The 26,988-nt window shown below is 43.1% G+C and carries 26 protein-coding genes, 1 riboswitch and 1 other annotated feature; of the genes, 8 read left to right on the top strand and 18 right to left on the bottom strand.

The window, feature by feature from the left end; translation table 11 throughout:
• Positions 1-22: 22 nt before the first annotated feature.
• Both MUB50_RS00740 and MUB50_RS00745 read right to left on the bottom strand, forming a co-directional pair.
• Positions 23-2,338, bottom strand: a complete 2,316-nt coding sequence (locus MUB50_RS00740) for an ABC transporter permease (RefSeq protein ID WP_244789951.1) — start codon at positions 2,336-2,338, stop codon at positions 23-25.
• A 9-nt stretch (positions 2,339-2,347) separates the two neighbouring features.
• The gene (locus MUB50_RS00745) at positions 2,348-3,046 is read right to left on the bottom strand and encodes an ABC transporter ATP-binding protein (protein ID WP_118513241.1); all 699 of its coding nucleotides are present in this window, start codon (positions 3,044-3,046) and stop codon (positions 2,348-2,350) included.
• A gap of 214 nt (positions 3,047-3,260) precedes the next feature.
• Between MUB50_RS00745 and MUB50_RS00750 the strand changes: the two genes are divergently transcribed.
• From MUB50_RS00750 to ilvN, 3 genes are all read left to right on the top strand, one after another.
• A complete protein-coding gene (locus tag MUB50_RS00750) occupies positions 3,261-4,547 on the top strand; it encodes an HlyC/CorC family transporter (RefSeq protein WP_118623660.1) in 1,287 nt (428 codons plus the stop codon).
• 189 nt (positions 4,548-4,736) lie between these two features.
• Positions 4,737-4,978, top strand: a binding site (T-box leader).
• A gap of 100 nt (positions 4,979-5,078) precedes the next feature.
• On the top strand, positions 5,079-6,797 hold the full coding sequence (ilvB, locus tag MUB50_RS00755; protein ID WP_118623453.1) for a biosynthetic-type acetolactate synthase large subunit: 1,719 nt from the start codon (positions 5,079-5,081) through the stop codon (positions 6,795-6,797).
• Positions 6,798-6,809: 12 nt separating this feature from the next.
• Positions 6,810-7,319, top strand: a complete 510-nt coding sequence (gene ilvN, locus MUB50_RS00760) for an acetolactate synthase small subunit (RefSeq protein WP_118513263.1) — start codon at positions 6,810-6,812, stop codon at positions 7,317-7,319.
• Positions 7,320-7,475: 156 nt separating this feature from the next.
• On the opposite strand, the gene MUB50_RS00765 is transcribed toward ilvN, so the two are convergent.
• A complete protein-coding gene (locus MUB50_RS00765; RefSeq protein WP_330384595.1) occupies positions 7,476-8,636 on the bottom strand; it encodes a hypothetical protein in 1,161 nt (386 codons plus the stop codon).
• 418 nt (positions 8,637-9,054) lie between these two features.
• Here MUB50_RS00765 and MUB50_RS00770 point away from each other — a divergent pair, with 418 nt between their 5' ends.
• A complete protein-coding gene (locus MUB50_RS00770) occupies positions 9,055-9,927 on the top strand; it encodes an AraC family transcriptional regulator (protein ID WP_118062220.1) in 873 nt (290 codons plus the stop codon).
• 261 nt (positions 9,928-10,188) lie between these two features.
• On the opposite strand, the gene MUB50_RS00775 is transcribed toward MUB50_RS00770, so the two are convergent.
• A complete protein-coding gene (locus MUB50_RS00775; protein WP_244789949.1) occupies positions 10,189-11,445 on the bottom strand; it encodes an RNA-guided endonuclease InsQ/TnpB family protein in 1,257 nt (418 codons plus the stop codon).
• 18 nt (positions 11,446-11,463) lie between these two features.
• The gene (gene tnpA / locus MUB50_RS00780; RefSeq protein WP_180214248.1) at positions 11,464-11,874 is read right to left on the bottom strand and encodes an IS200/IS605 family transposase; all 411 of its coding nucleotides are present in this window, start codon (positions 11,872-11,874) and stop codon (positions 11,464-11,466) included.
• Positions 11,875-12,113: 239 nt separating this feature from the next.
• Between tnpA and MUB50_RS17110 the strand changes: the two genes are divergently transcribed.
• The 3 genes from MUB50_RS17110 to MUB50_RS00795 all read left to right on the top strand — a co-directional run bounded on the left by MUB50_RS17110 (position 12,114) and on the right by MUB50_RS00795 (position 13,192).
• Positions 12,114-12,452 carry a hypothetical protein gene (locus MUB50_RS17110; RefSeq protein ID WP_353652858.1) on the top strand — a complete coding sequence of 113 codons (339 nt, stop codon included), beginning with the start codon at positions 12,114-12,116 and terminating at the stop codon, positions 12,450-12,452.
• 127 nt (positions 12,453-12,579) lie between these two features.
• Positions 12,580-12,936 carry a hypothetical protein gene (locus tag MUB50_RS00790; RefSeq protein ID WP_244789947.1) on the top strand — a complete coding sequence of 119 codons (357 nt, stop codon included), beginning with the start codon at positions 12,580-12,582 and terminating at the stop codon, positions 12,934-12,936.
• Positions 12,937-13,000: 64 nt separating this feature from the next.
• Entirely contained in the window at positions 13,001-13,192 is a 192-nt protein-coding gene (locus tag MUB50_RS00795) for a DUF6219 family protein (RefSeq protein ID WP_118623451.1), read from the top strand.
• A gap of 511 nt (positions 13,193-13,703) precedes the next feature.
• Here MUB50_RS00795 and MUB50_RS17010 read toward each other — a convergent pair.
• Positions 13,704-14,084, bottom strand: a complete 381-nt coding sequence (locus MUB50_RS17010) for a DUF3732 domain-containing protein (protein WP_306466228.1) — start codon at positions 14,082-14,084, stop codon at positions 13,704-13,706.
• Here MUB50_RS17010 and mobQ point away from each other — a divergent pair.
• Positions 13,965-15,674, top strand: coding sequence for a MobQ family relaxase (gene mobQ / locus MUB50_RS00805; protein ID WP_118623449.1), 1,710 nt, complete (start codon positions 13,965-13,967; stop codon positions 15,672-15,674). The two genes, MUB50_RS17010 and mobQ, sit on opposite strands and share 120 nt — an antisense overlap.
• Before the next feature lie 141 nt (positions 15,675-15,815).
• On the opposite strand, the gene MUB50_RS00810 is transcribed toward mobQ, so the two are convergent.
• From MUB50_RS00810 to pcrA, 12 genes are all read right to left on the bottom strand, one after another.
• Positions 15,816-16,196, bottom strand: coding sequence for a DUF4825 domain-containing protein (locus tag MUB50_RS00810; protein ID WP_117688327.1), 381 nt, complete (start codon positions 16,194-16,196; stop codon positions 15,816-15,818).
• A gap of 61 nt (positions 16,197-16,257) precedes the next feature.
• Positions 16,258-16,674, bottom strand: a complete 417-nt coding sequence (locus tag MUB50_RS00815) for a YjdF family protein (RefSeq protein WP_005335528.1) — start codon at positions 16,672-16,674, stop codon at positions 16,258-16,260.
• A 435-nt stretch (positions 16,675-17,109) separates the two neighbouring features.
• Positions 17,110-17,871, bottom strand: a complete 762-nt coding sequence (locus MUB50_RS00820; RefSeq protein ID WP_024853912.1) for a helix-turn-helix domain-containing protein — start codon at positions 17,869-17,871, stop codon at positions 17,110-17,112.
• Positions 17,872-18,193: 322 nt separating this feature from the next.
• A complete protein-coding gene (locus tag MUB50_RS00825) occupies positions 18,194-18,565 on the bottom strand; it encodes a TnpV protein (RefSeq protein WP_117688326.1) in 372 nt (123 codons plus the stop codon).
• A 31-nt stretch (positions 18,566-18,596) separates the two neighbouring features.
• Positions 18,597-18,893 carry a hypothetical protein gene (locus MUB50_RS00830; protein WP_118623447.1) on the bottom strand — a complete coding sequence of 99 codons (297 nt, stop codon included), beginning with the start codon at positions 18,891-18,893 and terminating at the stop codon, positions 18,597-18,599.
• Positions 18,857-20,290 carry a 23S rRNA (uracil(1939)-C(5))-methyltransferase RlmD gene (gene rlmD, locus MUB50_RS00835; RefSeq protein WP_244789945.1) on the bottom strand — a complete coding sequence of 478 codons (1,434 nt, stop codon included), beginning with the start codon at positions 20,288-20,290 and terminating at the stop codon, positions 18,857-18,859. Before rlmD ends, MUB50_RS00830 begins: the two co-directional genes overlap by 37 nt.
• A 160-nt stretch (positions 20,291-20,450) precedes the next feature.
• Entirely contained in the window at positions 20,451-20,681 is a 231-nt protein-coding gene (locus MUB50_RS00840) for a hypothetical protein (RefSeq protein ID WP_015526073.1), read from the bottom strand.
• Between the two features lie 218 nt (positions 20,682-20,899).
• Entirely contained in the window at positions 20,900-21,253 is a 354-nt protein-coding gene (locus MUB50_RS00845; RefSeq protein WP_044961569.1) for a CGGC domain-containing protein, read from the bottom strand.
• 36 nt (positions 21,254-21,289) lie between these two features.
• On the bottom strand, positions 21,290-22,045 hold the full coding sequence (locus tag MUB50_RS00850) for an ABC transporter ATP-binding protein (RefSeq protein WP_021651662.1): 756 nt from the start codon (positions 22,043-22,045) through the stop codon (positions 21,290-21,292).
• A complete protein-coding gene (locus MUB50_RS00855; RefSeq protein ID WP_244789943.1) occupies positions 22,045-23,130 on the bottom strand; it encodes a FecCD family ABC transporter permease in 1,086 nt (361 codons plus the stop codon). Before MUB50_RS00855 ends, MUB50_RS00850 begins: the two co-directional genes overlap by 1 nt.
• A 14-nt stretch (positions 23,131-23,144) precedes the next feature.
• Positions 23,145-24,239 carry an ABC transporter substrate-binding protein gene (locus MUB50_RS00860; protein ID WP_021651660.1) on the bottom strand — a complete coding sequence of 365 codons (1,095 nt, stop codon included), beginning with the start codon at positions 24,237-24,239 and terminating at the stop codon, positions 23,145-23,147.
• Between the two features lie 106 nt (positions 24,240-24,345).
• Positions 24,346-24,635: riboswitch (cobalamin riboswitch) on the bottom strand.
• A gap of 101 nt (positions 24,636-24,736) precedes the next feature.
• Entirely contained in the window at positions 24,737-26,980 is a 2,244-nt protein-coding gene (gene pcrA / locus MUB50_RS00865; RefSeq protein ID WP_118623656.1) for a DNA helicase PcrA, read from the bottom strand.
• Between the last annotated feature and the right edge of the window lie 8 nt (positions 26,981-26,988).

The following is a 26,988-nucleotide window of genomic DNA, read 5'->3' on the forward strand; positions in this document are numbered from 1 at the left end:
ATATATATACGGATGTCACATATTATTCCACATTTTTCAGTGCTTCATCCATGGGCACATGACGGATCCTCCGGAATTCCAGCACTGCTACCACCCCATAAGCTGCGATTCCGATCGCTGTCATTTTCACATAGATCATGGGATCCACCCACATAGTGATCCATCCCGAAATACTGGAAAGCATCATCTCTCTGAATAGCATTTCCATGATCTGCCGTTCAACCGGAAGGCTTAACAGCAGGCAGAACACCACCACAAGTGATGTAGAAAGTATATACAAACGGCTGATCTCACCATTTGTATAACCCAGAATCTTGGTCATGGAAATCGACTGGGCATTTTTTTCGATGATAACCTTGGAAAGCAGATAGATCACCACCAGAAAAATGGTCACGGAAAATCCATACATCATTCCCATCATATCTCCCATGGAAACATCCAGCTGCCTGGATATTTTTGTAAGAGCTTCCAGGTCAATGACAGAACCGATATATTTTGAAGGGATATCCCTGATCTCTGTATCGGAAAAATATCCTCCAAAATAATCATCCCCAAGATCAAACGCCTCATTCAGCTTATCACGCTCCATAAATACACAGAGGCTTGCCGTATAATCATAGATTCCGTCTACTTTAAAGGAATACTCATCCTTCTCATATTTTTCCTTCAGAGTTATGGTATCCCCCTCCTTGATCCGGAATTTGTCCGCATAAGCACTAGAAATATAAACGCCGTCTCCTGAAAGATCCGCATGGATATATTTACTATCCGGCTCCACCCCGTAAAAGGTGATCTCCTCACTTTTATATTTATCAGGCATGGTATTCAGGGAATAGACAGAAAATTTTTCCGCATCTTTATTGTCCGTTCTGGTATCCGTATAATATTCCAGAAGAGAATTCATGGCATCCGCTTTATTCCCTGAATAGGCACTTGCCGGAACCGAAAGTATGTACTGATATTTTGCCAGCATGTTCTCCTGGATCTCCATCTGATAATGATCCAGAGCAGACGGCAAGAGCATTCCAAAAAACAGCAGCAGATTGGCAAAAACAACTCCCACAAACAGCACCAGATAATTGCTGATATTCTGAAAGATCACCCGGAGGCGAAACCTGGAAAAAATTCCGATCTTCGGGCTTAAATACACCGCCCGTTTCTGTTTGTTTCTGGAAAAATCCCTTCTCAGAAGTTTCAGAGGCGAAAGCTTCAGACGGTACCAGAGCACTGCATGATCGATCAGTATCATAATGATGACCGGAACTATGGTTGTCAGAAGAAAGGCATCTGCATTCCATACCGTCACATAAGTCGGCAGACTATAGCTCCCGTAATACATGTCTGCACATACCCCCTTAAATACGGTATAGCCAAGAATATTTCCGATCAGGGCACCGACCAGCGTGACCAGAACCGGAAGCATCATATAATGAAGGATCAGCTCACGCCTGGTATAACCGGATGCACGTAACGTACCGATAACACCGGCTTCCTTTCGGATCGTATTGCTGATGGTAATGCCAAACACAAACGCCATTATCACGATCACAATATAAAGAAGCGTGATGACCATTGCCCTGTCTCCACCCATATCATCACCGGTAAACATGATCGCCTGGTTAAGATAACGTGGGACAAAAGCCTCCAGAGTTACCACTTTGCCAATATCTTCCACGAGATCCTCGGAAACCTTCTTCTCCTCTTTTTCGTCCTTTGGCTGATGAGCGTAGATCCAGGCATAATTATACCGGAGCTTTTCCTGATCCAGAGTTTCAAATTCCTCCGGAGCTACGATTGCCACACCAAACTTTACAGAATCAAACATGGAATCGTTATTATTCTGAAACAGAGCACTGTAATCCGAAAGTGCCACAAGGCCTGTGATCTTCCAGGATTTTTCACCCCTGGTCAGGATATCTCCTACCTTAAGACTGTTGTTATCCGCATACATACGGTCAATGGCGATCTCGCCCTGCCCTGACGGCATTTCTCCTTTCATCAGGCAGACCTTATTCACCTTCTCACGATTTTTAAAGAAACGCATGGTGCTTCCGTTATCCAGATCTTCTTCTATATAGTAATTCTCGTAAAGCTTAACACCGGCCGCTTCAATGTCCTTCCACTGAGAACTGTAAATCTTCTCCGCAGTACGGAAATTTCCGTTTTCGATGTTATATTTGTCAAAGCTTTCATCATAGGCCTTCAGCATGCTTCCATCGGCTACCAGGAAGCCGGATACAAAACCTATGGTCAGTACCATCAGCAGAAAGACCACCAGATATTTTCCAAATTCCCCCTTCAGTTCCCTGGGGATACGCTTACGTAAAGGATTCTTCATAATGCCCCCTTACCATTCCAGGTCAGCAGCCGGAATCTTCTGCTCATTCTGATAATTTCTGCGGATCATACCGTCACGAAGCTTTACCACACGGTCTGCCATATCCTTGATGGCATCGTTGTGAGTAACCATGACTATGGTATTTCCATATTTGTGATTGACTGTTTCAATCAGCTTCAGGATTTCCTTGGAGGTGTTGTAATCCAGCGCACCGGTAGGCTCATCACAAAGCAGGATATCCGGATTTTTTACAATGGCACGGCCAATGGCAGTTCTCTGCTGCTGGCCTCCCGAAAGCTGGTTCGGAAGCTTCCGCTGATGTTCATAAAGTCCCAGTGTCTCCAGCAGCTCATCCACATCCAGCGGTCTGTCACTTAAATAAGCACCAACTTCAATATTTTCCCTCACAGTCAGATTGGGAATCAGATTATACATCTGAAAAATATATCCCAGATGTTTTCTGCGGTAGAGAGAAAGCTTTTTTTCTTTCATATCCTCCAGCTGTTCTCCCTGAATGGTAATGCTGCCTGCATCTGCCCCGTCAATGCCGCCGATGATATTTAACAGCGTAGATTTTCCGGAACCGGACGGTCCCAGAAGCACACAGAATTCTCCCTTTTCAATCTCCAGATCAATCCCCTTCAGAACATCTACGTGGCTCTCTCCGGACCCGAAGGATTTTTTTATTCCTTTTATTTCCAGAAACATAAACCTCTCCTTCCATTCCTGATCATTTCTTCTTTATATATGAATACAAATATATGTTAGTTCAGACTTACTCTTTTGTCAAGATGCAGGCTTATTTTTGTAATTCGCTGTATCAGTCCGGCTCTTGCCAAAATCCGATAAAACGTATATAATGGGAGAGTATCTGTATATTTTTAACCAAATAATCTTATTTTTAAAGGAGTGAATATTGAAAGTGGACCCCAGCGACACTTACCAGATAATCATATTACTTATTCTGCTGGCATTGTCAGCCTTTTTCTCATCTAACGAAACCGCGCTGATGTCGGTAAACAAGATCCGTCTCCGCTCTCTTGCAGACGAAGGAAACAAGCGTGCAGCCATGGCTCTCGATATCCTGGAGAACCAGACTCCCAAGCTTCTCAGTGCGATTCTCATCGGAAACAACATTGTGAACATTTCGGCTTCTTCCCTTGCAACCACACTTGCATACAGCTTTGGCGGATATATGGTCAGCATCGTAACGGTGATCCTGACGGTTCTGATCCTGATCTTCGGCGAGATCACCCCCAAGAACTACGCAACCATTAACTCAGAAAAGATCACCCTCCGCTATATCCCGGTCTTTAAATTTCTTATGACCATCATGACACCGGTGATCTTTATCATCAATCTCTTTTCAAGAGGTGTGATGCGCCTGATGCGTGTAGATCCGGATGCAGCCGACAAGGCCATGACCGAGGAGGAGCTTCGTACCATCGTGGACGTCAGCCACGAGGACGGTGTCATTGAATCCGACGAAAAAGAAATGATCTACAATGTGTTTGACCTTGGAGATGCCACAGCCAAGGATATCATGGTTCCAAGAGTACATGTTACCTTTGCAGATGTGGAATCCACCTATGATGAGCTGATCGATATTTTCCGCGAGGATAAGTTCACACGTCTGCCGGTTTATAAGGACAGCCAGAACAACATTGTGGGAATCATCAACATGAAGGATCTTCTTCTTTACGACAAAAATGAGGAATTTGTTATCGATCATTTCCTCCGAAAGCCGCATTTTACTTACGAAACAAAAAGCATTTCCGATCTTCTTGTGGAAATGAAGGACTCCACCTTCAATATTGCCATTGTACTGGATGAATACGGTGATATGGCCGGACTGATCACACTGGAGGACATCCTGGAGGAGATCGTGGGTGAGATCCATGACGAATACGATGAGAAGGAAGACGAACTTGTCCAGAAAATTTCCGACCGTGAATACATCATCGAAGGCTCCATGCATCTGGATGACGTAAATGATCATCTGGATACGGAACTGGATTCCGAGGATTATGATTCCCTGGGTGGATTTATCATCGAACATCTGGATCGTCTGCCTGTTGCCGGTGACGAAGTGATCACCGAGGACGGAATTCGTCTGATCGTAGAAAAGCTGGATAAAAACCGTATCGAGAAAGTGCATGTCTACCTTCCGGAAAAAGAGCCTGAAACACCGGGAAATACCGAAGCCTGAGCAAGCAGGCTCCAGCTCCGTAACAATAAACAGCTGATGCACCGGAAAATACTTAATATTTAATACTTAATATCATCCATATCGGAACTGTTATCGGAATCCCCGGCTCACCCATTGAGCCATCATGATTTCTGATTGACAGTTCCGATATTTTATATTATAATGATAAAAAATTTTTATCCATATTTACTAAATGCAATGACAGGGAGTAGTACACAGTCTCCGGATGCACAGAGAGAAGATGGCCGGTGAGAATCTTCGTGACTGAACTGTGGAAGTAGCCCTCGAGCAGTGGACTGAACCATGAATCTTCATGCAGTAGGCTTCATCGTCATTCCCACGTTACAGGGAGGCAGTATAATTTTGTACTGACAGAGAGCAGAGTTTTACCTCTGAAAACAGGTGGTACCGCGGAATTGTCCGTCCTGAGCATATTTTATCCGATATGCCGGGACTTTTTTATTGGAAAAATTTCTCGCGGCAGCCCTTATCTGCTTAACTTTTCACATCATCAAAGGAGGGAACCAATTCATGAAACAGATTTCCGGAAACAAATTGCTTGTAAAAGCCTTAAAAGAAGAAGGCGTTGATGTTCTGTTCGGCTATCCCGGTGCCTGCACCATCGATATCAGCGATGAATTATATAAACAGAGCGGCATTGACATCATCCTGCCACGTCACGAGCAGGCCCTTGTACACGAAGCAGATGCCTATGCCAGAACTACCGGAAAAGTTGGCGTATGTCTCGTTACCAGCGGTCCCGGAGCTACCAACCTTGTTACAGGTCTTGCAACTGCCAACTATGACAGCGTTCCGCTTGTATGCTTTACCGGACAGGTTGCCCGTCACCTCATCGGAAACGACGCGTTTCAGGAGGTTGATATTGTCGGGATCACCAGAAGCATCACAAAATACGGTGTTACCGTCCGCAACCGTGAGGATCTTGGACGTATCATCAAGGAAGCCTTCTATATCGCACGCACCGGACGCCCAGGCCCGGTTCTCATCGACCTTCCAAAGGATGTAATGGCCGAGCTGGGAAGTGCTGAGTATCCGAAAACTGTCAATATCCGTGGCTACAAGCCTAACACCAGCGTGCATATCGGACAGCTGAAGCGTGCCCTCAAAATGCTGCAGAAGGCCAAAAAACCTCTGTTTCTTGCCGGCGGCGGTGTGATCATTTCCCGCGCGCAGGAGATTTTTACCCAGGTTGTTGAGAAAACTCAGATCCCGGTTGTCACAACCGTTATGGGACGTGGCGCCATTTCCACAAAGAACCCTCTGTTTATCGGAAATCTTGGTATGCACGGCGCTTATGCCGCAAATATGGCAGTGAATGAATGCGATCTTCTGTTTTCCATCGGAACCCGTTTTAACGACCGTATCACAGGCAAGCTCCATGAATTTGCTCCACATGCACAGATCGTCCACATTGATATTGACACCGCTTCTATTTCCAGAAACATCCATGTAGATATCCCCATTGTTGCCGATGCAAAAGAAGCTATCACAAAAATGGCTGAATATGTCCAGGAATGTAATACCGGCAAATGGCTGAAGCAGATTCAGGAATGGAAGGAAGAGCATCCTCTTACCATGAAGGACCGTGGTATTATGGGACCGCTGGATATCATCAGCGAGATCAACCGCCAGTTTGACAAGGCCATTCTTGTTACCGATGTAGGTCAGCATCAGATGCTGGTGAGCCAGTATGCGGACATCACCGGGAACCGTCAGCTGATCATGTCAGGCGGACTTGGGACCATGGGTTACGGCCTTCCAGGTGCTATCGGTGCCAAGATTGGTAATCCGGACACACCGGTCATCTCCGTTTCCGGTGACGGCGGCATGCAGATGAATATTCAGGAGCTGGCTACCGCAGTTCTGGAGGAGCTTCCGATCATCTGCTGTATCTTCAATAATGAATATCTCGGAATGGTCCGCCAGTGGCAGAAGCTTTTCTACGGAAAACGTTACGCCATGACAAACCTGAAGGCCGGTGCACTCTCCCGCCGTACAGACGGTCAGGAATATCCGGAATACACACCGGATTTCATCCGTCTCGCAGAGAGCTATGGGGCAAAGGGTATCCGTGTAACTGAGAAGGATCAGATCGCGGCTGCTTTCGAAGAGGCTAAGAAGAACACAAAAACTCCTACGATCATCGAATTTATCATTGATCCGGAGGAAATGGTTTACCCGATGATCAAGCCGGGCGGCACCCTGGCTGATCTGATCATGGATTGTTAGGAGGAATGAATGATGGATAAAGGAATGAAAAAAAGATGGATCTCTCTCTACGTTGAAAACCAGGTCGGTGTTCTTTCCAAGATTTCTGGTCTTTTCTCCGGAAAGTCCTATAACCTGGACAGTCTTACGGTTGGAACTACGGAGGATCCCACAGTTTCCAGAATGACCATCGCCACAGTCAGCGATGATGAAACCTTTGAGCAGATCAAAAAACAGCTGAACCGTATGATCGAGGTGATCAAGGTTATTGATTTTACAGACGTGTTCGTTCGAATGAAGGAGATCCTTTACATCAAGGTAAAGGACTGCTCCCCGGAAGATAAAGCGGAACTTTTCCAGATTGCTGAGACTTTCAAGGCACGTGTCATCGACTATGGAAAAGACAGCCTCCTTCTGGAATTCGTCCAGACCGCAACCAAAAATGACGCGGTCATCAAGCTTATCAAAGAAGAGTTCAAACATATCGAAGTTGTCCGCGGCGGAAGTGTCGGAATTGAGTCTATCAGTATGATGGAGAGATAAAAGCTGAATAATATCACGATATAAAAACAACGGGAAGATGATCCCTTCCGCAGACAGCGCCAGCTGCTGCGGAGGGGAGCCATAAGCCATCTTTTCTTTTAGGGCAAGTTTCTTTCCTATTGTATCCATCACTTCATTCCTCCTATACGACATTCATCACATTCTTTTCATCTGATACAACACACAACCATGACTATCTACTTCTTCTGCTGCTTCAGTTGCTTTTTTGCCGGACCAGATTTCTTTTGCATCCTCTTTGATATATATTTCTGCTAATTTATCAGGAATTTCTTTCTTTTTATCCGATACATTAAATATTGCAATATATGTATTCTCTTCGTTTTCTCCTGACCAGACAATCCATTCATCGTCTCTGTACTCTTGTCTCTGTCCATCCAGTGTACGATGCATCTCGTTTACCTCTGTATTTGTTAACAATGAGAGCGTCCACTCATCCAAATCAGCTAGTTCTCCGCCATACATCAATGGTGACTGAAAGATAGACCACAATGTGATCATTGTCTTTTGTTCTGGCTTTGTAAAGCAGGTCATACGGTCTGCCTTTCCACGTTCACCTGAGCGTATTCCAATATGCCCCAATGGAAGCATGTCACAATCAGGCCAGTTTCCTTTACGAATAAATGGTGACCAATAATTACAGCGGTCAAACATATCATACAGCAATTCCCACTCATCCCAGAAATCATCTGTCAATCTCCACATATTTGCAGTTTTTTGAAGAAAACTTCCATCCTGCAGTCTTGCCGGTCCCGGCGAAAGGGAAAGTACAATGTCCCGTCCCGTTTTGTCGATAGCCTTTCGAATCCCTTCAATTTCCTTTCTATGTGAATCTCTGTAAATCGTTGAATATGCGATATCATCAACTTTAATGAAATCAACTCCCCAAGAAGCATACAATTCCATAAGCGAATCATAATATAACTGTCCTTCTGGAATTGACATATCCACTCCATACATATCTGAATTCCATGGACAGATACTGTTTATTGCAATCTGATCTGCTGTCTTATCCGTTCCTTTGATATGCATTCTTCCATGAACAGCCTGTCTTGGTATTCCCCTTAAAATGTGAATACCGAATTTCAACCCTAATTGGTGTACATATTCAGCAAGTGGTGCAAACCCAACTCCATCTGCTGAACTTGGAAAACGATTTTCAGCCGGAAGCACACGACTATATTCATCTATCTTCAAATCCGCAAACTTGCGATATGCTGCTGACTCAGCTCCTGGCTCGTACCACTGAATATCTACAACCACATAGTTCCATCCATATTTCTTAAGCTTTTCTGCCATAATATCTGCATTTCTTTTTACTTCTTCTTCTGTAACAGACGCTCCATATACATCCCAGCTGTTCCATCCTTTTGGTGGTGTTTTTGCAAATTCTAACATATCTCTTTCCTTACCTTTCCATTTTATTTTAGGGTGCACAAAATACAGGTCACCTTTTACAAACTGACTTCTTTCTTCTAATAACTATAGCTTTTTACTTTTCTGTGAATTTGAATCGATTCGTTTCCTGTCTGAATTTTTAGATTATTTTTGTCTTTTCTTTCTCTTGTCTACATTGATATCATATACTATAATCTTATTACCATGTTAGTCACTTTTGTTGGGTAACTTATAAATTTTGTCGGAAATTGTAGTTTAATAAAAGCAAGAATTTTGTATCTATCGAATATAAATATACAAACTACCGAAAGGAGATCCTATGGAATTAGAAAAATTGAATCTGTACAGAGACACCATCTGGAATGATATAAAACTTCGTTTCTGCGGTCATTCAGAATGTCTGCCGCTTCATTCCTACGGACCTGGAACAAGACCCTATTATCTCATGCATTTTGTTCTTTCCGGGAAGGGACGTCTTGTTGTTAATAAAACAGAATATCTTATTGAAGAAAAACAGATTTTTTTGATTGAACCGGATCAGATGGTCTTCTATCAGGCCGATAAGGAGAATCCATGGACTTATTCGTGGGTTGGCTTCAATGGCAAACTCGCTCCATACTTCATTCATCGTCTTGGATTCGGTTATCCGTCCCTCACAAAAGGACTTTCTACAGAAGTCTTTGAGGAAATCAAGGATCTCCTTGAGATTCTGATTTCCATAAAAAATGATAGTACAAAAAATGATCTGTATACCAATGGCATTCTTCTCCTTCTTCTTTCAAAAGTTGGTACTTTTATCGAGAACTCCAAAGAGCTTCCCGAAAGAAAAAGTCGTCAGAATTCAGAAAGTCATGTACAGCAAGCAATTTCTATTGTAGAAGATTTCTACGGACGAGACCTGACAGTTCAGTATATTGCAGACAAACTGAATCTGAATCGATCCTATCTCTCAGAAATCTTTTCAAAGCAGATGGGTGTTCCATTGAAAAAATATATACTGGATTTTCGCATCACCCAGAGTGAAGAATTTCTTTTTACTTCTGACTGGTCCGTGGACTATATCAGTCAGATCTGTGGATTCAGTTCGCCTTCTTATTTTTCAAAAGTATTTAAAGAATACCACGGAATTTCTCCTACAGAATATAGAAAAAACCGTCACAAACGCGAACGCCAAATTGTTCTGGTAAAATAATGGGCTGTCGCACTAAGTATTAGTGCGTAGCTCATTTTCTTGTGCAAAAAAATAACTGCCAGACCTCGAAAGAATAAATTCTGTATCGCCCAGAACACTTTTGAAGATTGTGCTTTATTCTTACATGAACGGGGATTACTCCTCTCGTTCCATGGAAGTGAATTACTCGGTAACTGAGTTACCAGAGCATCTGAATTAAGGCGGGATACCGCCTTTTTTTCAGGGTGCATCCATGACACCACTACTGCCTGCTCGTTAGAGCTATACAGCTACTTTTATTATTTCCGGTGTTTTCAGTCCGGTTACGGACAGTTCTTTTTTCACTCCGGACACGGAATGATATTTTCTCAGGATATTATATGCGCCTACGGCATCTGCGTTATAAACTCTGTTTCCATCCCTGTACAGTCCTCTCTCTTTCCGGTTGGACGGTTCTGCATATCTTTTCCCTACTTCCGGTGACAGTGGGCTGCACTGGCTCGTATAACTTTCTTCCTGCTTTACGAAACGGATCCCATACATTTTCAGCTTATATTCCAGCATGGTGTAGATCCTGTTATACGGCAGACTGTGAAATTTCTGGTTTGTCCTGTGTCCCAGGTCTTTTTCTCTCCGGATGTTCCGGATATCCCCTGCAACAACACAAGTGATCCCTCGTTCCCGGCAGTATTCTGCAAGATATCTTGTGACTTTGTGCAGATAATCTGTTACCGAATCCTGTTTTTTCCTATATAATTTCCTGATATGTTTTGATGTGACCGGATGTTTTACTCCCTTTCCGGACTGCTGCCCATACCACCGGGCCTGCACCCTTGCAATCTCCTTATGGAAATATCTTTCCAACGCAAGGTACTTCCTGCCCAGGATAAACGTCTTCCCATTTTCAGAATCATAACACGTCATAAGGTTGTGAAGCCCCAGATCAATAGACAGTTCATGTCCGTTCTGTGGAAGTTCTTCCTGGTCAGGGACCTCATAAACAACTATGATTTTACAATTTCCCTTCTCCGGCGGATAGATCCGCATCTGTTTGATCCGACCCATGTCCCTGAAGATCTTATTTTCAAGGTAAAGAAATCTTTCATGGATCTGATATGTTTCTTCCATATATTTTTTTAATGCCTTTGGAAGGGAAAGGCGGACTCTGCCCGTATCCCTTTCATGCGCGATTCCCATCTGCATATAGGTAATGGGGATACTTTTCTGCTTAAACCGCGGCGGTCTGGGAGTCTCGATCCCTCCGGATCTTTTCAGGGCATAAAAAGATTTCCATGCCTTGTCCAGCAGCTTACAGACTTCCTGGGCGGTCTGGGACGGGAGCTGTTTATACCACAGATCCTCTTTATGGGCTTTTTTCTGATAATACCAGTCCGGATACTGCTCCATCCCGGTTTCTTTGTAATGCTGACGCTCGTAATTACAGACATTCCAGAGCTTGGATGCTGCATAGCACATATGCCCGATGAGGTTCGCATATTCCCGGCTGACCTTTATGGATGTTTTCTTTGACAGCAGCATTTCCTCTCCTCCATCGTATCAGTAAGCTTTGCTCTGATGTTCGATATACCTGCGGATATTTTCTTCCGATACAGATCCGACCGTTTCCACATAATAGGAATGGTTCCACAGCTCCCCTTTCCAAAGCTGGTTTCTTATTTCCGGAAAACGTTCGAAAAGTTTCCTGCCGGATATCCCCTTCAGGTATTTCACGATCGCAGTTATGGACAATTTCGGAGGGGCTGACACAAAACAGTGTACATGGTCTCCTTCCCCACATTCAAACAGATGGACCGTAAAGCCCTTATCCTCTGCGATCTCCTGCACCAGTTCCTGCAGATATGCCTCGATCTCCGCATTTAATATCTTCCGCCGGTATTTTACCGACCATACCATATGGTAATTAATATTGCACACACAAGTGCGGTAATGTATAAGATTTTCTTTCATGCATATAGTATACCATGATATCGAAAATTCTGCAATAAAATATCGAACATACTTTCTTTTTTATAATGCTGGATACAGCTTTTTATAGAAAGCTTTTATAGGAGAAAATTGAACGAAAACCGTTTTGTTATTTCTGTTTATTATGAGTGCAGATATGCACAGTTTACGCTTTCATCTCGGTAATTGAATTGCCGAGGATTCCCGCTTTTATCCTAAATTGTAAAAGAGATATCAATTTTATGTTTCTTCTAGAAGGTTCCCCAACTCCTGATCATGCAACATTTGCAAGATTTAGAAGTATCCATTTTGCTCCCTGTTCTAAACGTATCCTTGCAGAAATGTCTAATGCATTGTTTGATATGGGAGAACTTCCCGGAGAAACCATTTTTATTGATGGTACAAAAATTGAAGCCAGTGCCAATAAGTATACTTTCGTCTGGAAGAAGGCAGTAACAAAAAACCAGGCAAAACTTTTGCAGAAACTTGCTGATTTTGTAGCTGAGTGTGAGTTGCTTTATGATATAAAAATCGTTTATGGAAATACGATAAAAATAATGGTCCCATATTATCAGCTTTGACCCAAAAGACAGAGAGGAATGTGGATATGACTCTCTTGAAGATTTCCATATTGCACTTGATCAGGCATCCGATCAGACCAGTGCCGCCAGAAAATCTTTAAAGGATACAGAACAGCAACTTAAAGATGTGAACGAGCAAATACATTTTACCGGACAATATCTGGCATATAAAAATGTGTATGCCGACTACCGCAAGAGCCGCAATAAGGATAAATTCTACGAAGAACACCGGGCAGAGCTTTCTCTTTATGATACAGCTCTCCGAACACTGAAAGAAAAATCTGTCGGAAATAAACTGCCTTCCATGAAAGCCCTCTATGCTGAAAAAGACCGACTTATTGAATCGCGAAATATGCAACGGGAAGATTTTTCTAACCGCCGGAATTATGAACGGGAATTTCGTACCGTGTCTGCCAATATTGATATGATCCTTGGAAAGAGCTACGAACAGGAACAGCAGATTGAGAAAGAACAGAATTTATAAATTTCCTGTTTTCATGCTTTCTAAAAAGAGGTATTATATAAAAAAACGCAGGAGGTATATTCAAATGAAAACACATAAATATTGGTCACTTGGTGCATTGGCAGCCATGATTGGAACCTTTTATACCGGCTATAAAAACATGAAAACGGCTCACAAATATTTTGCTTGCAGCTCTCTTCTCTGTATGATTATGGCTATCTACTCCGGTCATAAAATGATTTCGGGAAAGTCCCGAAAAAATTCTTTTAATTCGTAAGAAACGCCCGGTACATTAATTTGCACCGGGTAATCTTTTTATGTTCCAAATTGTTCTAAACCATGCTATACTAAAAGAGCTGTCGAACCTCCAGCAGAAAGGAGGTGTCCACGATGGAAGAAATTCTCACCTCATTCCTTGTCTCCGTTATAGCAAGCGTAGTTAGCTACTACATATGCAAACGGCTGGACGGTAGACGATAGGCAGCAACAGCCTAAACGGAATAACTCACCTTAACGAGCAAGAAAGCCCCCAGAGCTGCAACTCTGAGGGGCTTTCACTTTGCCACTTGGAATCTCACCACATTCCTTAGCTGTTATTATCATATGCTATTACCGGTAAAAAGTCAACTCAAAACGTCACGGAGCTCTCCATATTTTCTGGCGTTTGTCATAAAAACGTCACAAAACCATATCTCTGAATCAACCCACATATCCAGAAATGGCTTAAAATCAACACTTTCCAGACTTCACAGTATAAATACATTGCTTTCCTTTTTATAATACTGTATTTAAATCAGACCTGTATCATTTCTCCAATTACACCGAATATATCTTTCAAATTCTTCTTTGCACTCCAAGTTTTTCCCGTCCACATGGTCTACAATAATAATTTGAGGCAATATTCCTGTGTCTTCACCGATGGAATTGATTTCATCAAAAATTGTCTTATACATTTTATTGACGTGGTATCCTTCCCGTTGGTCAGGCTCGTGCGCTCTGCCGAGGGCTTTATCCGCTGTTGCAGGCAACATCGAAAGGAGGTGCCAGATATGGCAATTTATCATATGCAAGCTAAAGTCGTCAGTCGTGGTTCCGGTCGGTCTGCTGTTGCTGCTTCTGCTTATATGAGCTGTAGCCGGATGTACAATGATTACGATGGTATTCAGCATGACTATACCAGAAAGCATGGTCTCATTTATCAGGAAGTATTGCTCCCACCGATGGCTCCACCAGAATGGAAAGACCGTGAACAACTCTGGAATGCTGTGGAAGCTGCTGAAAAGACAAAAGACAGCCGACTGGCAAGGGAATTTGTTGTCGCACTTCCCATTGAATTAGATAAGGACAGTAATGTTTCTCTTCTTCAAAATTTTATTCAAAAGAATTTTGTGGATATGGGCATGTGTGCTGACTTTGCTATTCACGATACAGATGGACACAATCCTCATGCACACATTCTGCTTACCGTCCGTCCACTGAATGAAAACGGAACATGGCAGTATAAAACAGAAAAAGAATATCTCTGCATAAAAAATGGAGAAGAAAAAGGATTTACAGCTACTGAATTCAAAGCTGCTCAAAAAGATGGCTGGGAAAAGCAATACAGATATAAAGTTGGAAAAAAGAAGATTTATATGACCGCATCTGCCGCACAGGAAAAAGGCTATGACCGCATTGACAAGCATCCAAAAAGCAGCCGCTATGGCAGGCAGAATCCCATTTCTGAACAATGGAACAGTGATGAGCAACTCTGTATCTGGAGAGCAAACTGGGCAGATACTGTAAATGAAATGCTTGCCCGCAATCAGATAAATGCATCCATTGATCACCGCAGCTTTTCAGATCAGGGAATCACCGAACAGCCGACCATCCATGAAGGCTATATTGCTCAAAACATGGAAAAGAAAGGAATGATCGCTGACCGTTGTGAAATCAATCGTCAAATTCGTGCAGATAACAAAATGCTCCGGGAATTAAAAGCTCAGGTAGAGAAACTGGCTCAGGCTGTCAAAAATTCTATTCCTGTAATTGCAGAAACAATGGAAACTATCCGAAATCATATGATCTTTACACAATATCATTTGCTACACAATGAGATGCAAAAAGAAGTAATTCATGATTGGATGAATCATTTTAATCCAATACTGAATAAATACAACACCGTTAAAAAGAAACTCAAAGCTAAAGTTACGGAACGGAAAGAACTGAATGTGCAAAAGGATAAAACCAGTATTTTGAATCCCATCCAGCATATAAAATTGAATCAGCAGCTTACAACTGTTACCGAAGAAATTGAAGAACTGAAATCAAGGAAAGAGCAGCTAATCTTCCAGGCACAATGCTCTACTGATAAAGATATGATGAATCTATCCAAGAAATATGACCAGATGAATAACAATCTTGATATTCTTGATTCTCAGGACATCTCCCTTAAAAAACAGCTTGAAAAAGACGCCGCTGCTTTCCGGGAAGAAAAATTTCGTCCTGATCCAGAACAATACACAGAATTGCTGGACACCAGAATCCAGATACGTCCTGATTTTCGGGATAAGCTGATCGAACAGCTCAAAGGTACTTTCGGTAAATATTATGACTATCACCGTCGTGATATTGCAGCCAATGAGATGGATTATCTCAATGTGGAAGATCCTGATGTCTTCTCCCATCGTGCATGGGAACTGGAATATCAGAGGAAACGGGAAATACGGCGAAATCAGCCTGCTCAATCTAAGAAAAAATCACATGATATGGAATTGTAACCGTCTTTGAATAGATAATATGTTCTTACAAATCTCTTGTTCAAAAATGAGTTTTTTTCAAAAAAGCGTATGGATTTAAAACTTCCATACGCCTTTTTATATTCCGTTCTTCAAATTGTCTAAAAGTTGACTAAAAATATATCACCGTTCATATGATGCAATAATTTCTTTGCTATCTGCTGTTTTATAATCAATTGTTCCCAAATTACCAATCAAGTCAAATGTCATATCTGCATTAACCTGCAATTGATCTTCAAGTTTGACTGCCGACGGTTCATCTTTTAGAAAAACTGTTAATCCATAAGGCTCTGTTTCAGACTGTATCTCTATACTGTCATATGAGTATCCCTCTGGATACTCTTGACCGCTTACAATATTTATAACATTTGAAGAATCTCCTACATAATCTGTCTTATACTGCGATAAATCAGGAATTTCGTACAATTTTTCTTTTTTTCCGCACGCTGAAATCAACATGATTGACATGGCGACTAACATAATTGCAAGTACTTTTTTCTTCATAGAAACACCTCCCGAAAGCTTTATTCAACACTTTTCGATTTGAGTAAAAGGCCAAGGGACTTTAATGTCCCTTATGCTTTTCTCTTTTCTTTCGCTGTTTCAGTTCAAACATTCGCTGCTCTTCTGCCTCTTTTTTCTTGCGTCTTTTCTCTTTGCGTTCCTGCTTGTTCTGTTCCTGCTGTAATTTCAACGCCTGTTGCGATTTTGTACCAATGCCTATTTCCAGCATCTGCTTCTTTACTTCCCGCTGCATCCGTTTCGGATTTCTTTTGATATCCTTTACAACAGTTTCAACAACCGAACTGAATTTCAAACTGAAATAGCACTTTTGAATATATTCCTGTACTTCATAATCTTTTGGCTCTGCACCAAATGTTACCTTTGCCACAGATAGTTTACCATCTTCGATGCGTTCAAAGATTCCCACCCAAAACGGCTCTTCAAAAAATACTGTCAGCTTTCCATTTACTTTGTCCATAAGAATCCCTCCTAAAATTGATTGAACAAAGAATGGACAACCCGGAGGGGCAGGTTACTTACCCTATTTATATAGGACGGCCGGGCTACCTACCGGCTCTGGCACATCAAAGATGTACGTTGCGTTTTTATCTTTGCGTTTATAATCAAGCCATATGGCACGATTAACTTAATTCTATAACTTCTAAGTTACATTCCTCAAAAATCTTCTTGCTTCCTAAGATTCTATCTTCTGTTCAAATCATACCATATGATTAATGCATTTTCTATATACTTTCTTGATACCCAGCAAAAACCAGAAAAAAGCTCCCGAAGGAGCTTTCCACGTTCTAAATGTATGCTAATTCGCTTAACACAATCTCTTCTGCATCATTCCTTATTTCCCATGAAGAATGTTGTAAATTAGTAATATCCACAACGATAACAGGTAATTTAATTATTCGTATTTTTTCCCGATAATGTAAATCGAAACTACCATACCACCTAATATCATAATTAAGAAAATTTTACTTAAAATATCCCATAAAGCTATATTGAGACAATTGATTATTATAATACCTGCAAGAGGATATAGAACAACCGTTGCAAGTGTCCAAATTTTTAAAGTTGTACAGATGTACATCCAATTTCCGTTGTTAAAGGATAAACCAACTAGATGTATTCTAAAAATTCCTTGTGAAACATAATTTATCTTGTTTGCATCATAATATGTTGGTAATATGTCTTTGGCAAAGAAACAAAACCATGCACCAAATAAAAGCATTAACCCTGTAACCAGCAATATATCATCTTTCATCTCAGCTATTGAATTCCCAGATACGACTAACATAATAATTTCTGTAATAGATATTAAAAAGCATAGCAAATATGCTAATATCCAGTTTTTTCTATGCTGATGAATAGAATTCCTAACAGCCATATCGAGAGAGCCTACTACCAATTCCTCGACTTCTTTTGTATCAATATTTTTCTGTGTATCTATTTTTTCTCCACGTAACAATTCTGTAACGGTAACATCTAATATATCAGCTATTGGTATGAGTAATACGACATTAGGCATACTAAGACCACGTTCCCATTTGCTGACCGTTTTATCTGATACATATAATTTTTCAGCCAAATCCTTTTGAGTTAAATTCTTTTTCTTTCTTAATTCGGTTACAAATAAACCGAATTTTTCATTACTAATTTGATACATACATCCACCTCCTGCACACATATTATAATGGGAGTACGCATAAATCAATCGACTAGCAGTAGAATTGCAGAATATTAGCACAAATATATCAAATAATCTCTCCATTATAATTATTTCTGTGAAGTTATATTCGGATATTTTTTAAGCCATACTATGAAGTAATTAAATCTGTGTAACTTATAACCATGGCAGAAAAAAACAACCTTCCGGAACTTAGAAATGGTCACCTGATATGGAATTGTAATTTGATTCTTCTTTGAACCCTTACAAATGCAGAAGCTGAACAAATAGGAGTTTTCTTCCTACCTGTTCAGCTCTTTATTTACCTGTAAATCAATTCTTTTAACACAATCTCTTCTGCCATATTACGAATACCATTTACCGCCCTAACCCATTCCATCTGGTCACGAGCTTTCATTTCTTCCGTAATGCCCTGCCTCTCCATCATCTGATGCACCAGAACTTCCATTCTCTCCTGCGCTTCATCATCCACAAGATTCAGATGTTCCACCAGTCTGTCTTCCAACATATACAGTGAATACATTGCCGGACAATGCTCTTTCAGATACGTTTTCCGCATTATTCCATATTTTCCATAATGCGGTTCTTCATCTGTACTGACAAGATTCGGATAGTAAATTCCGTCTGCTCCCAGTGTGTAGGTTCCACCCATTTTTTCAAATGTGCTTTTCATGTGTTATTCCTCCTTGAAATCAGCGATATCCTTAAATCATCGCAAAATATTTCAGGGCAGCCTTGATAGCATCTTCTTTCTCTTTCGGACACTGTGGCACTTTTGGATTTTCTGTCTTTGGCAGATTATAGTTTTCTCCTACTTCGATTCCACATTTCCTTTTGATTTGAGAAATATATAAATTTGAAACCTTCAAGCCAAATTCCTTCAGCACATAATCTTTGATTTCCTGATAGGTTGCCTTCGTCTCTGCACTGGTTGCATCCAGCTCACCTAAGTCTAAGTCGATCTCTATCGTGTCATCCGGTTCCGGTTGCTCAAGAGACACACAGTCTCCACATGAACCCCCTGGCAGAACTGATCCACTGCACAGGCGTGGGTCATCTCATATCCTGCCTCATAAAATGCCGGGAGGTCTCTCACAAGACTTGTAACCTTGCAGGAAATGTATACGATCTGGTCTACGCCGTAAGCCAGGATCTTTGGAAGGGCTTTGGGGTGAACACCATCTCTTGGCGGATCAAGGATGATCACATCCGGTTTCTCCGGCACATCGTCCAGAACCTTCAGCACGTCTCCGGCAATAAAACGACAGTTATTGATGTTGTTAAGTGCAGCGTTTACTCTGGCGGCTTTTACCGCGTCTTCCACGATCTCCACACCGATCACCTCGCTGGCAACGGACGCCGCAAGCTGGGCAATGGTGCCGGTTCCACTGTAAAGGTCAAATACCACCTTGTCTCTGGTATCTCCTACATATTCCCGTACCTTGGAATACAGGATCTCCGCAGCCAGGGAATTTGGCTGGAAAAAGGAAAAGGTGCTGATCTTAAATTTCAATCCAAGAAGTTCTTCATAGAAATAATCCTTTCCGTAAAGGATCTTCGTCTCGTCGCTCTGCACTACATCAGATAAAGAATCATTTAAAATGTGCATGATCCCCACGATCTTCCCTTCCAGCGGAAGTGCAAGAAGCTGTTCTTTCAGAGGCTCCAGATCATATTCTTCCTGGGTGGTTGTTACCACATGGACCAGGATCTCACCACTTGTAACGCCTCTTCGAAGAAGAAGATGTCGAAGATACCCCACATGCTGCAGCTTTTTATAGAAGCTGGCATTACGCTCCAGGAAAAACTCCCGCACACAGACCAGGATCTTTGTCATATCCGGATGAACCAGCTTACAGTCATCCGTATTCAGGATATCGTAAGTGCTTCCCTTTTTGTGAAGTCCAAGGGACAGCGGCCCATCCTTATACTCATCCCCAAAAGAAAACTCCATCTTATTGCGGTACCCGAACTCAATGGGACTGCCGTAGATCCCATCCCAGTGATATAAACGATCTGCAGCCTCAGCTTCTTCTGTCACATTACCGTTCTTCCCGATCTTAGCCAGACTTTCTCTTACTGCCCCATCCAGAAGTTCCCTCACCTGACATTCCTTCATCTCCTTCTGTGCCTCATAGCTCATGGTCTGATACATGCAGCCGCCACATGCCGGAAACTCCTGACAGGCAGGTTCTCTTGTCTCCAGCGGAGATTTCTCCAGAACCTCCAGAAGACGTCCTTCCGCCCGGCCGGAACGTTTCTTATTGATCATAAACCTGACTTTCTGTCCCGGGATTCCGTTTTTTACAATTACTTTCTGGTCATCAACCCAAACAAAACCTTTGTTTGGAAATTCCACTTTTTCTATAATACCTTCGTAAATTTCACCTTTTTTCATAAATCCTCTTTCTGTTTTATAACTAGTACAGCGTTTCACGGTCCGTCTTCAAAAATCAAGCCCCGGTATCGCGCCGGGGCTTCAATTATCCGCTTCTCATATTCATACATAACAGACAGCCATTCTGATCTGCTCAAAACAGCCTCTGCAGTGAAAGTTCTTACTCTTCCTCATCCTCGAAATAATCATCGAAGTCATCATCAAAATCTTCTTCAAAATCTTCCAGATAATCCGGAGCGAAGAAACGGTATACTGCAAACGCAATACCGGCAACAGCTGCAACAGCACCGATGATCGCCAGTACCCAAAGGACTGTGTTCTTATCTTTCTCTTCTTCTTTTTTCTTCAGTGTTGCGAGCAGTTCTTCAAGTTTTGTTGTATTTAAATTCATAACACTGCACCATCCTTTCTTTCTGTTCGGCTGTACTTTCTGTCAGTAAATCTACAGCGCAGCGTTTTTGAGGTCGCTGCACCCGAGCCTTTTTTTAATGTTCTTATTATACCACCATATGTCTGGTTTTACCAGAACTTACACAAATTTTCGCAGAAACATTCTGTAAAAAAATCGCCGTATTTCCGGCATTTCCGGAAAGATACGGCGGTTTTCTCTTATTCTTTATGGGTTCCTCGGATCACTTTGATCCCGCGTTCTTCTATCAGACCGCAGATCTGTGTTATCCGCGGACATTCCTTTTTTTCCTCATTCAGACGGCATACCCCGACATGGATGACGCTGATCTTTTCACTGACCAGCCGGTCTGCCTTTTCCAAAATCCCCTCATCTTCAGCAGGTTCTTTTGCATTGGTTTCTTTGCATCCGTTGCATGTCATCACAGCTGCCAGAATCGTATCTTCCGGATAGCCGGAAAAAAAATCTCTTCTTTCCCGAAATGCAGACAGACATCCTGCCCTGGTACACACATCATTGGAATTAAGGCATGTCAAAATCCCAATCTTTTTCATCTTTTTCCCTCTATGCATCCCGCCTCACAGCCAGAATCATAAAAACAAAATATGCATCTTTCCGCGGCTGTCGTAAACGATCTCCGCTTCTACTTTATAGATCCTGCGGATCAGCTCCGGGGTCAGGACTTCTTCCGGCGTTCCGTAACCTTCCAGAACTCCGTCCTTCAGTACATAGATCTTATCACAGTATGCTGCTGCAATATTCAGATCGTGAATAGCGGAGATCACGGTTACATTAAGTTTTTTCACCAGCTCCATCAGCATGATCTGGTGGGTAATGTCCAGATGATTGGTAGGCTCATCCAGAATCAGTGCAGAAGTCTGCTGGGCAAGTGCTCTTGCCAGGATCACCCTCTGCTGCTCTCCTCCGGAAAGAGTGGAAAAGGTACGGTCTGCAAACGCCTCCATCTGTACGGTTTTCAGCGCTTCATCCACGATCTGGTAATCTTTTGCATTGTCCCGTTCCAGAGTCTTTTTATGAGGCGCACGCCCCATAAGAACCACCTCGCGGACCGTAAAATCAAAATTATAATAATTGTGCTGTGCCACCACGGCCATTTTTTTCGCAGAGCTTCGAACACTCATGGAATGAAGCTCCTCGCCGTCCAGATACACGGCTCCTGCGTCTGGTTTCAGAATACGGTAAATGCATTTCAGCAAAGTGGATTTTCCGCTTCCGTTTGGTCCGATGATTCCTACCAGTTCCTTATCCTGGGATTCCATGGAGATTCCCTTCAGGATCTGTCTGGCGTGAAAGCCAACCTGAATATTTTCTGTGGTGATCTTCATTACCGGGCACCTCCGAATCCATAGGATTTCCGCACAAGCAGATAAATAAAGCAGGGAGCACCGATAATGGATACCAGCACACCGATGGGCATCTCGGAATTTTTAAGGATCACACGACATGCCACATCGCACCAGATCAGAAACGATGCACCAAGAAGCGCACTTAAGGGGAGCAGTTTTCTGTGATCTGTTCCAAAAAGGATCCGGACCACATGAGGGATCACCAGTCCCACAAATCCGATCACACCGGCACAGTACACGGCAAATCCGATCATAGCAGAAGCAACGATCAGATAAAAAGTCCGCAGTCTGTGCAGATCTGTTCCAAGGGTAATGGATACGTCATCTCCCAGAAGCATCAGATTCAGGTTCCGGTACTGCGTCCAGAAAACAGCCACGCACACCAGCGTGACCGGAAGCATTACACCCACTCTGGTCCAGCTTGCTCCGGCAAGACTTCCCATGCTCCACTTCATAACTTCTGTTGCCGCATTTTTGTCATTGGTAATATAAATGACAAAATTGGAAAAAGCAGAACAGACTGCGCTGACCGCCATTCCCGCAAGGATCAGTTTTGCGGAAGTTGCCTTTCCACCCATGTTTGCAATGGCGATCACCGCAAAAGAAGTGATCATCGCGCCAATGAAAGCAGTGATTCCCACAGAGTTTCCGCCAAGAAAGCTTCCGATTCCAAGCATGATGGCCAGTGTGGCACCCAGAGATGCACCAGATGAGATACCCAGCACATACGGGTCTGCCAGCGGGTTCTGCACGATAGCCTGCATCACCACGCCGCACACGGAAAGAGCCATTCCAACTGCCAGAGCCAGAAGGACTCTGGGCAGCCGGATCAGCCACACAACATCATGAACTGCGCCTTCCGCATAGGCGGACAGACTTTTTATATGAAACAATTTATAAGCGATAACGCTGTATACATCCTTCAGTGACAGATCCGCATTTCCAAAAGTGATGGCTGCAAGTATGGAAAAAATAAGGAATCCTGCAAGTCCGATGAGAACTGCCACATACATGGATGTTCTGAGCACCTTATCTTTTTTTCTTTGTGAAGCTGTTTCTTTCACTGCATTTTCTCCGATCAGTCAAGATTTACGTCCGGATATAATCCCTTTGCAAAAGTTTCGATTCCGTCCTGGGTACGTGTTGCACTTGCATACATCTCACTGAGCATGATCGGGTAAACACGTCCGTTCTTTACTGCGTCAAGACTCTTCAGGGACTCATCATCCTGGATCACTGCAAGCTGGCTGTTCTTAACAGTTTCCGGATCATCTCCTGCATATGGCATGTAAACCACAAAGATCACGTCAGGGTTGGCTGCGATGATATCCTCTTTTCCAACGGTGGAAGCATCCGGGTTTGCAAGAGTTGCGCCTAACTGTGTTACCATATCTCCGCCAAGGCTCTTTACGCCATAGTTTGTGATGTCATCTCCAAGAGGCTCCAATACCATTACGCTTGGTTTGTCTTTTACATCTGCAGTTGCAGTAAGAGTTTTGTCGATCACTGCTTTTGCATCATCAACGATAGCCTGCGCTTTGTCCTGTACATCGAAGATCTTTCCGATATTTAAGATATCTGTGAATTCATTTTCCAGTGTTCTGTCGCCGTCCGGACGAGTATTGGTGTTGTAGTAGGTGTTGCAGCCTTTGTCGATCCAGTCTGTTACATTTCCCAGATTCTTATCAGAGAAAAGAGAGCTCCAGGATAAGATCATGTCCGGCTCCAGCATTGTTACAGTTTCAAGGGATGGGGTAAATTCGTCAAGATAATTTGTTTTTGAGAATGCTTCTTTGAGATCTTCCGGAACTTCATTATCAAGACCTGCGGTAGCTACCAGGTGGTCTTCCAGACCAAGTGCGAGCATAGTCTCAATGCTTCCCTGATATACAGCAAGGACTTTTTCCGGTGCTTTTTCATAAGTGGTTTCGATTTCGTTTCCATCGTAATCATAGGTTGTGATGGTCAGAGGATATTCTGTCTTGGTTGCCTCTGCGGAAGAATCTTCGGTGTCTGCAGACTCTGTACTGTCTTCTGCTGCCGGCTGGTTGTCTTCCTTGATGGTCTCGGAGTCTGCTCTCTCTGCGGCATAAACAGCCGGAGCTGCAGATACGGTCATTGCCGCTGCCATTACCATTGCCATGATTCTTGTGGATACATACTTGTTTTTCATTTCATTTCCTCTCTTTTCGCCTGTTTTATCTTCTGTTGCCTATGGGTAACCGAAAAGATGGGGCTTCATAAAATCTGCACGGAACACTTTGTACGGAAGCTCCCACTTACATACTGTCAAGCAGGTTTCCTGACTTACAGACTCAGAAAAAACTCCGCAAAATAAAAACTGATACACCATTCATCTTTTAGCCGATCATGAATGATGTATCAGAATTTTCTCCAGAATCTCTCTGACATCGGGATTTCGCCTTCTCACATAAGTTTCTGCAATGGCATGTGAAATCCCTTCTTCTGTATACAGTGGCCGCAACCGCTCAGGCTTTTTACCCGATTCCCTCTCACAGTATCCGGCAGCATATGTGCCGGTGATACTGTTCACTTCACAGTAATTCAATTACGCTGATATTAATTCTAACATACCGGTTTTCCAATTACAACCTTGAGGCCGGATTTTTACAGTTTTTTGCAGAAATAGTCTGCCCGGAGAGATCCCTCTCAGATCTTTTTCAGCTTGGCAAAACCGGCGAACATTTTTTTCACGCCGACTTTGTCAAAGTCTACCGTCACTTCGTAGTCTCTGCCGCCGTCTGCGATATTTTTTACGATACCGACTCCGAATTTCACATGACGGACCGTGTCTCCCTCACCATAGTCCAGGCTGTCCGCCTTCTTCACTGTGAAATCTTTTTTCTGCAGGGTGCTCTTTGCCTGGAAATTCATTTTCATCTGGGCATAGGCGCTTTTCGGAGATACGATATCATCTACCTTGGGCTTTTTTTCCTGAATGGTATGTCCAAGATCTACCAGCTCCCGTGGAACCTCCCTTACAAAACGTGACACACGGTTATACTGAGTCTCCCCACGGATCATCCGCTGTTTTGCACAGGTTAAGGTCAGCTCTTTCATGGCACGGGTGATTCCCACATAACAGAGCCTTCGCTCCTCCTCTATATCCGACGGATCACCGGACCAGATGGAAGCATATCCCGGAAAAACACCGTCCTCCATTCCTACGATAAATACATTGGGGAACTCCAGTCCCTTGGCACTGTGAAGGGTCATCAGCAGCACATAATCCTGATCCGGATCAACAGAATCGATATCTGCCACCAGTGCAATCTCCTCCAGAAATGCAGAAAGTGTTGCCGGCTGTCCGGCCTCCTCCATGGCTTCCTGGAAGGATTCTGTCTTGGAGATCAGCTCATCAATATTTTCGATCCTCGCCTGGGCCTCCTCCGTTTTCTCTGCCTCCAGCTCCTTCACATAACCGGTAAGCTCAATAACCTCTTCCAGGGTTTCACGGACTGTATAGGCCTCTGCCTTACTTTTCAGTCCCTGGATAAAGGATACAAAATCATTGATCTTTCCTGCTGCCCTGCCAATGGACGGTACTTCCTCCACCACGCGGAGAGCATCGTAAAAGCTCAGGTTCATCATATCCGCATAGTCCTGGACCCGGCCGATGCTGGTGAGTCCGATCCCTCTTTTTGGCACATTTAAGATCCTGCGCACAGCCAGATCATCACTGGCATTGTCAATGGTCTTCAGATAGCTTAACAGATCCTTAATCTCTTTGCGGGCATAAAAGTTCACGCCGCCGACAATCTTATAAGGAACATTTGCCAGAAGGAATTTCTCCTCAAAGAGACGGGACTGAGCATTGGTCCGATAAAGTACTGCACAATCCTTGTACTGGAATTTCCCGTTGCGGCGCCCCTGGATGATTTCTCCTGCAACATACTCCGCTTCCTCAAATCCGTTGTTGAACTGACGGAAATGTACTTTATCTCCCTCTTCGTTCTCTGTCCAGAGGCGTTTTTCCTTACGCTCTGTGTTGTTGACGATCACCTCATTGGCTGCATTGAGGATATTCTGGGTAGAACGGTAATTCTGTTCCAGGCGCACCACCTTAGCCTCAGGAAAAACCTTCTCAAATCCTAAGATATTCCCGATATTTGCTCCACGAAAACGATAGATGGACTGGTCATCATCACCAACCACACAGAGATTCTTGTATTTCTCAGCAAGAAGACTTACAAATTTAAACTGGGCAGTATTGGTATCCTGATACTCATCCACCATAATATATTTGAAACGTTCCTGATAATAGTCCAGGATATCCGGATTATGCTGAAAAAGCTCCACAGTCTTCACGATCAGGTCATCAAAATCCAGCGCATTGTTTCCCCGGAGGATAGACTGATATTCCTTATACATACCGGCAATCTTCCGTGCATCCGGATCGCCGCCCGCATTCAGCTCCATCTCTTCCGGTGTGATCAGTTCATCCTTGGCATGGGAAATATCAGCAAGAACAGCGCGTTCCTTGTAAATCTTGGTATTGATATCAAACTTCCGGAAGATTTCCTTCATGACTGTTTTCTGGTCGTCGGCATCATAAATGGTAAAATTACTGTTGAAACCCAGCACCTCAATATGTCTGCGCAGGATCCTCACGCAGGCGGAATGGAAGGTGGAGACCCATACGCTCTCCGCACCCATTCCCGCAATTTTATTCACACGTTCCCGCATCTCACTGGCAGCCTTGTTGGTAAAGGTGATCGCCAGGATATTCCATGGGTTTACCCCCTTTTCTTCCATTAAATAGGCGATCCTGTGGGTCAGCACTCTTGTTTTTCCGGAACCGGCTCCTGCAAGGATCAGAAGCGGTCCCTCTGTATGTACGGCAGCTTCCCGCTGCATAGGATTCAATGTGTCCAAAGCATCATGTATACTCATTTTGATCT

The organism is Blautia sp. NSJ-140, from assembly GCF_022868965.1.
GTDB lineage: Bacteria > Bacillota > Clostridia > Lachnospirales > Lachnospiraceae > Blautia_A.